Annotated in this window: 6 protein-coding genes; all 6 read left to right on the forward strand. The window is 66.1% G+C overall.

Annotated features, from left to right (window positions below; translation table 11 throughout):
• Window positions 1-4: 4 nt before the first annotated feature.
• A complete protein-coding gene (locus BGO91_RS04910) occupies window positions 5-1054 on the forward strand; it encodes a M23 family metallopeptidase (protein WP_290471749.1) in 1050 nt (349 codons plus the stop codon).
• The gene (locus tag BGO91_RS04915) at window positions 1054-1485 is read left to right on the forward strand and encodes a hypothetical protein (protein WP_290471750.1); all 432 of its coding nucleotides are present in this window, start codon (window positions 1054-1056) and stop codon (window positions 1483-1485) included. Before BGO91_RS04910 ends, BGO91_RS04915 begins: the two co-directional genes overlap by 1 nt.
• Window positions 1486-1563: 78 nt before the next feature.
• Entirely contained in the window at window positions 1564-1797 is a 234-nt protein-coding gene (locus tag BGO91_RS04920) for a hypothetical protein (RefSeq protein WP_143465936.1), read from the forward strand.
• Between the two features lie 496 nt (window positions 1798-2293).
• Window positions 2294-4276 (forward strand): hypothetical protein, encoded by a 1983-nt coding sequence (locus BGO91_RS04925; RefSeq protein WP_290471751.1) that lies wholly within the window; start codon window positions 2294-2296, stop codon window positions 4274-4276.
• A gap of 38 nt (window positions 4277-4314) precedes the next feature.
• Window positions 4315-4848: a hypothetical protein gene (locus BGO91_RS04930; protein ID WP_290471752.1), complete on the forward strand. Its 534-nt coding sequence runs from the start codon at window positions 4315-4317 to the stop codon at window positions 4846-4848.
• A 242-nt stretch (window positions 4849-5090) separates the two neighbouring features.
• Window positions 5091-6426 (forward strand): ParB/RepB/Spo0J family partition protein (locus tag BGO91_RS04935; protein WP_290471753.1); only part of this gene is annotated, 1336 nt, incomplete at its 3' end.

Here is a 6426-nt window from a genome sequence, read left to right on the forward strand (position 1 = left end):
GGGGGTGCTCGCGTTACTGCTCGTCCCCGTCCTATTCGTCGGACTCCTGTTCGGCTTCATCCTGCTCCTCGGCGGCAGCAACGCCGCCGCAGCCGCGTGCGGGCCCGCCGGTGCCGGCGTCAAGGTCGACGAGAACACGGTTCCGTCCGCCGCAGTCGCCGGCTACGGCCACGATCAGCTCGTGAACGCCGCCTACATCATGAACGCCGCCGAAGCCCTCGGGCTCAGTGCCCAAGCCCAGCAGATCGGCGTCATGACCGCGATGGGCGAATCCGGCCTCCGGGTGCTCAACTACGGAGACCAGGCCGGACCCGACTCGCGCGGTCTGTTCCAGCAGCGCGACAGCTGGGGCAGCCTCGCGGACCGGATGGACCCCTTCAAGTCCGCGACGCTCTTCTTCGAGCGCTTGAAGAGCGTCCCCAACTGGGAGACGCTCGAGCCCACCATCGCCGCTCACAAGGTGCAGGTCAACGCCGACCCGTACTACTACGCCAAATACTGGGACGCCGCCGGACAGGTCACCGCCGCACTCAGCGGCGTCACCGCCGCCCCGGCCACCGGATGCGGCAGCGGCGCCCTCGGAATGCCGCTGGATATGCCGTTCAACATGACCGACAAGTTCGGCCCGCGAACCTCGCCCACCGAAGGGGCAAGCAGCTACCACCCAGCCGATGACCTGCAGAACTGGCCGAACCCGTGCGGCAAACCCATCTACGCCATCCAGCCCGGCACCGTCGTTCTCTCCGACCGCCTCTACCTTTCGATCAAGAGCCCTGACGGCTACACAATCTCCTACCTGCACAGCCACCAGTCCGACCGACTCGTGAAGGTCGGAGACACCGTGCAAACCGGCGAGAAGATCTCCCTCGTGGGCGATGAAGCACCCGCCACCGGCTGCCACCTCGACCTCCGCATCAACGTCCTAGGCAACATCAACCCGCAAGTCGCCACACTCCCCCTCGACCCGGCCGTCCCCGGCTGGGTCGACCCCGAGAAGTTCTACGAGCTCTACGGCATGACCCTCTGCAACGACACCTGCCACAGAAACTACTGATGCCGACCTTCATCCCCGCCCAACCCCGTCTGAGCGCGATCGTGCGCGCCGACGCATCCGGCGAACTCACGATCAGCGGAACCTCCCGCGCCCTGATCGCAACCGACACCGCCCGCATACGGGCCGGCATCATCGCCCGCTGCGCAGCGATCGGCCGCCAGGTGGGCCGCCCCGTGAGGCTGACTGTCGCCGACGTCGACGGCACCTACCAGCTCGGCATCCACCCCGACGCCTTCGTGCAGATCCTCAACCCGGACGGCACAGTCGACGACGCTCCCGAGAGCGCACAGCGCATCATCGGAGACTCCCCCTGCCGGCACTGCAGCACGCCGCAGTCCCTCCGCAACAACTACTGCACCCTCTGCGGCGTCAAGTCTCCACACGACGTCGAAGCAGGCCCTGCATCGCTGCGGGAGCGCGACTACCAATGACCCGACATGTCAACTTCGGATCGCGCCGTACCGGCGCGCCTCACTGTTTCAGTTACAGAAACTGGATTGAATCGGCACATGAACAAGCGCACTGCTACCGGCGGTCGTCCAAGCAAGGGACAGCGCAAGGCTCTTATGTCCCGAGTTGCAGTCCCCGTCGGCGAAAAGATCGAAGAGCAGGCCGCCGCGGCCGGCTATCAGTACGTCGGAGATTACATCGCGTCGATCCTTGCCCGCGAAGCGGGCATGCCGGAGCTGGCGCCTGTTCAAGCCGATCGAACGCGACTGGAGCTGCCTATCCCAGCCGCTTAAATCAAATGGCCCGCCACCTAGGTGACGGGCCGAAGCTTGATGCCGCTCATCTGACTAGTTTGGCGACCGGGACGATGAGGGGCTGTTTGAAAGATCCGGGACAAGCCCGGGGCTTTGTTTTACCTAGAACCGGCAAGAACTAGGAGTGACGACATGGTAACCCCTCATGCCTCGACGGCGACACATTGTGGTGTCACTTCGGCGTGTCGGCACCTGTCGCTCGCGCCCCTTTCCGGGCTCTCGTCCACGGTCGCACCCAGACTCCCTCTGTCATCCCGCAGAGGTTCACGGCCGCGCAACCAGCGCGCCTACCTCCTCAGGAGCCGCCCATAGCAACCGGTTAAACAAAGGTGGCCCGCCATCGAGATGGCGGGCCAAAGCCGATGCCTTTGCGTCTGAGAACTTTGGCCAGGGACCAGACGCAAGGTGATGTTCAGAAGACCCGGAAGGACCGGGGCATTTGTTACGCCCAGATCCAGGACCTGGAGGTGAGACCATGATAGGCACAAATAGTCCCAAATACGACGATTTGGCCGGCTTCAACGTGCGCCAGTCTGCTGGCGATATCGATGCAGCTTGGGAGCTGACCCGCCGAATCAGCCCCCGCGATCGCGTGCGCGTCATGAAGCGAGACGCCTACGGCCGCCTCGACGAGAACAGCTATCCCAGCTTCCACCGCGTCGCTCCGAAGGCACCCACAACGCCGTGGTGCATCCGTCTGGCCGACGATGCGGGCCTGTTCCGGCTGCTCTGCTTCGACTTCGACGGCAAGGACAAGCACGGCGTCGACGCCGAGCTCATGGAGCGTGCCGTCGACGAAGCCGACGCCCTCGCCGCCATCCTCGACGAGCTCTCCATTGCCTACGTGCTCTGCCAGTCCTCCGGCACAGGAGGCCGCCACATCTGGATCGCCGTACCGGGCGGAGCCCCGGCCGACGTCGTGGCGTCACTCGCCCGCGCCGCCCGCGCGAACTATCGCACCCTCGACCACGGCATGCTCCTGAACGTGCGGGAGGGCGCCGCGCGGCCGCCGCTTTCACCCCACCGCGACGGATCCAGCTCCACCATCATTCGCGGCACCCTCGACGTGCTCACGGCCAGCAGGATCGTTCCTGACGAACTGATCGACCTCGCACGGGTGCTCGACGAGCGGAAACCCGCTCTGAGAGCCGCTGAGAGCGCCCCATCCGGCCCCGTCGACCGCTCGCACCGCTCCCACCGACGGCTCACCGCAGCCGGCGCCGCCCACATGGCCACGATCGACGGCGGCAGCAACCCGTCCTGGACCGGCTTCATGTGCCTACTGGCGGCCGCAAACGCTGGCTGGTCCCTGGCAGACGTCGAGCACGCCGCCAGGACCGCCCCCGGGATGGAGCACTACCGCACCAAGAACACCGGCCGCGGCACCCGCCGCCGCCGCTCCCCCGCTGAGGCGCGTGAACGACTCGAACGGCAGTGGGCCAAGGCTCAGCAGTACGCGGCCGTACAACGGCCGCTCCCGGCCGCACGAGAGCCGCGCGACCTGACAGAGCTCGACGCCATCGTGCGCGACGTTGACGACCTCCTGACGCGATTCCGCGTCGCTCCCGGGCGCTGGGGACGGACAGAAGCCGCGCTCTCTGAGCGCTCCACCCTGACCGCCCTGGCCTACCTCACCCTGCAGACCGGGAAACGGGTCGTAGCGGCCTCCATCCGTGACCTCGCCCTGATGGTCGGGCTCGGCCGCACCACGGCCGCAGACGCCCTCCAGCGGCTCGCACGCGACGGATACGTGCAGAAGGTCACCACCACCGACGGCGGCAACGCCGCCGAATGGCGCTTGACCCTCACACTTTCCACAACTTCCGGGACAGTCCGGTCACAACCTCTAGATAACCCCCGCCCCCCGGCCGATCTCTTCAACGCTCGCGCCGTCCAAGTAGCCCAGCTCGAGGACGAACTGACCGACAGCCGACACGACCTCTTCACCCGCGCCGGCCTCGGTCATCTCGCCGGAAAGCTCTACGCCGCCCTCCGGCAACACCCAGCACTCACCGTTGAGACCGCCTCGCGCATCCTCGGTACCAGCATCCGCCACACCACGAGGATCCTCAGCCGTCTCCGCCGGCATCGGCTCATCGTCAAACACCGCGAAGGATGGGCGAGAGCCAAGCGAGATCTCCGTGACCACGCAGCAAGGATCCTCGGCGTCGCCGGAACCCTTCTCAATCGAGCCGAACGATATCGAGCCGAACGCGAAGTGTGGACCTGGTGGCAAGCCGAGCTCACCACTATGAACGCCTCCCCCAGGACGCGCCCACGACGTCGCGATGCGTCGAGCCGGCCACTATTCGAGGCCGACCGCCCCGGGGAACGAATCTGGCCCCGCTACCCACGATCCGCCGACCGTCGAGCCGACCATCAAGGCGCCCGACAGCTGGTCGCGGCCGGCGCGCTTAGCCCCGAAAGCCGCTGGCAATACCTCGGAGACGCCGCCTAGCGGATCGGACGTTGTACCTGGGCGATAACTTGATCGACATGGACACCTCCGCGTGGATCAATCTCGGTATTTTGCTCGTCACTGCTATCGGAGCGGCCGCAGCGTGGCGCGCCGCCGGAACTGCGCGCAAAGAACGCCTCGCATCCGAAGCGGCCAAGGAAAAGTCCGAGGCTGCGCGGGACGAGGCGACTCGCCTAGCGCGCGAGGCAAACGAAATCAGGAAGCGCCAAGCCGCTGCGCAAGAGAAGCTGGCTGCGGCTGCCGCACCTGAACCGTGGACCCGGATTGACGAGGATTTCGGCAACTCGACGACTATCGAACTACGACACAACGGGGAAACCACGTTCGAGGACGTATCCATCGGAATCCTGCCCAGCGACGGTGAGTTGGAAGTCGAGACTGTGCCGGATGGTCAACTCGCTGACGGTCCGGGGCTGCGCATCCATCCCGGTCAGTCGATCATCCTGCGGTACGCGCCGAGCTACGACGGGGCAAACCGTCATGACGTGCAGCTCCGATGGAAGGTCGCGGGTTCAGAAGAGCGCGGGCGTCGCGATTACACGGTCTCCTAGCGCGACCCCGAAACACGAGCTCGAGAGCGCTGATCGGAGCCGCTACGCGGCACTGTTCTTGATGCGCTTTTTTCGTCTGTCTGGCCGGTCATCGTAGTTCGCTCCGCGCCTGCGTTCCGGGCTTTCGCGGCATATCCTCGCTGCGTTCCGGTATTCCACGACCCGGCACTGCGGCGCTCCCGCTCTCTATTGATTTCTCTCGCCAGACAGGCAAAAAAATCAGTTGATCGGGAGAGAGAACCGTGAACACCACTACCGCAAGCCAGGGAACCGTCGAGCACATCGACCCCAACGCGATCATCATCGAAGCCAACGTGCGCCCCAGCGCCCCGCTGACCAAGGAGTTCGTGGCTAGCATCCGCGAGAACGGCGTTCTGACGCCGGTTCTGGCCAGGCGCGACGCCCAGGGCAACATCCTGGTCCGGGCAGGCCAGCGACGCACCCTCGCAGCGCGTGAGGCCGGACTGAGCAGCATCCCCGCCTACATCGTGGAGGCGGACGAGGCCACCGTGGGGCGCATCGTGCAGCAGATGGTCGAGAACGACCAGCGCGAAGCCCTCACAGACGGCGACCGGGCTGCAGCGTTCCAGCAGCTCGCCTTCGAAGGGCTCAGCGTCACGGCGATCGCCAAGCGCACCGGGACCAAGCAGGCCGTGGTGAAGAACGGGCTGGCCGTCGCAGAGAACGCCGTCGCCGCATCCGCGATCCAGGAACACCAGCTGACCCTCGACCAAGCCGCAACCCTGATCGAGTTTGAGGACGACGAGGCCACTTGCGCCGAGCTGATCAAGATCGCAATCGACGACCCCGGCCAGTTCGCCCACGCGGCCCAGCGTGCTCGCGACGACCGCGCCCGGGCACACGTCAAGGCGCAGGCCGAGGACGAGCTGCGCGGCCGCGGCTACGAAATCCTCGACCACGACCGCGGCTACTACGACACCGACTACATCAACATCCGCGAGCTGACCACCGCCGAAGGCGAGCGAGTTACCCCGGAGCACATCGAGAACGCCGAAGGCCGTGCTGTGTTCGTCCGCGTCTACTTCGACGGCGAGCCGAACGTCAGCTACTTCCTCAGCGACCCGAAGGCCGCAGGCTTCAATAAGGCTAGCATCCAGGGCTCCACCAGCGGCCCAATGACCGATGAGCAGAAAGCCGAGCGGCGTACGCTGATCGCCAACAACAAGGCGTGGGCGTCGGCCGAGACAGTGCGCCGCGAATGGCTCACGGAGTTCCTGACCCGCAAGACGCTGCCGAAGGACGCCGCGAAGGTGATCGCCCAGGGCCTCACCACCCACCGCCGCGACGTGGGGGCCGCTGCCGCATCCGGAAACAAGCTGGCCCACCAGCTGCTCGGCATCGAGCGCGGAGGCTACTACGACGACAAGCTCGCCGCCCACGTCGAGCAGTCCCCCACCAAGGCACAGCACGTCAGCCTCGCTGTGGTGCTCGGCGGTATCGAGTCCGCCACCAGCAAGAGCACCTGGCGCTACCCCGAGGCGACCAAAGCCGCCTACCTCGCCCAGCTCGCCGCCTGGGGATACGCTCTCTCGGAAGTCGAGCAGATCGTCATCGACC

It is taken from the genome of Leifsonia sp. 71-9 (genome assembly GCF_001898805.1).
In the GTDB taxonomy this organism is placed as follows: Bacteria; Actinomycetota; Actinomycetes; order Actinomycetales; family Microbacteriaceae; genus Leifsonia.

Excerpts from the sequence above, each read along its gene's own strand:
- BGO91_RS04920 (WP_143465936.1), top strand. The coding sequence starts at position 1,564 with ATGAACAAGCGCACTGCTACCGGCGGTCGTCCAAGCAAGGGACAGCGC.
- BGO91_RS04930 (WP_290471752.1), top strand. The coding sequence starts at position 4,315 with ATGGACACCTCCGCGTGGATCAATCTCGGTATTTTGCTCGTCACTGCT.
- BGO91_RS04925 (WP_290471751.1), top strand. The coding sequence starts at position 2,294 with ATGATAGGCACAAATAGTCCCAAATACGACGATTTGGCCGGCTTCAAC.
- BGO91_RS04915 (WP_290471750.1), top strand. The coding sequence starts at position 1,054 with ATGCCGACCTTCATCCCCGCCCAACCCCGTCTGAGCGCGATCGTGCGC.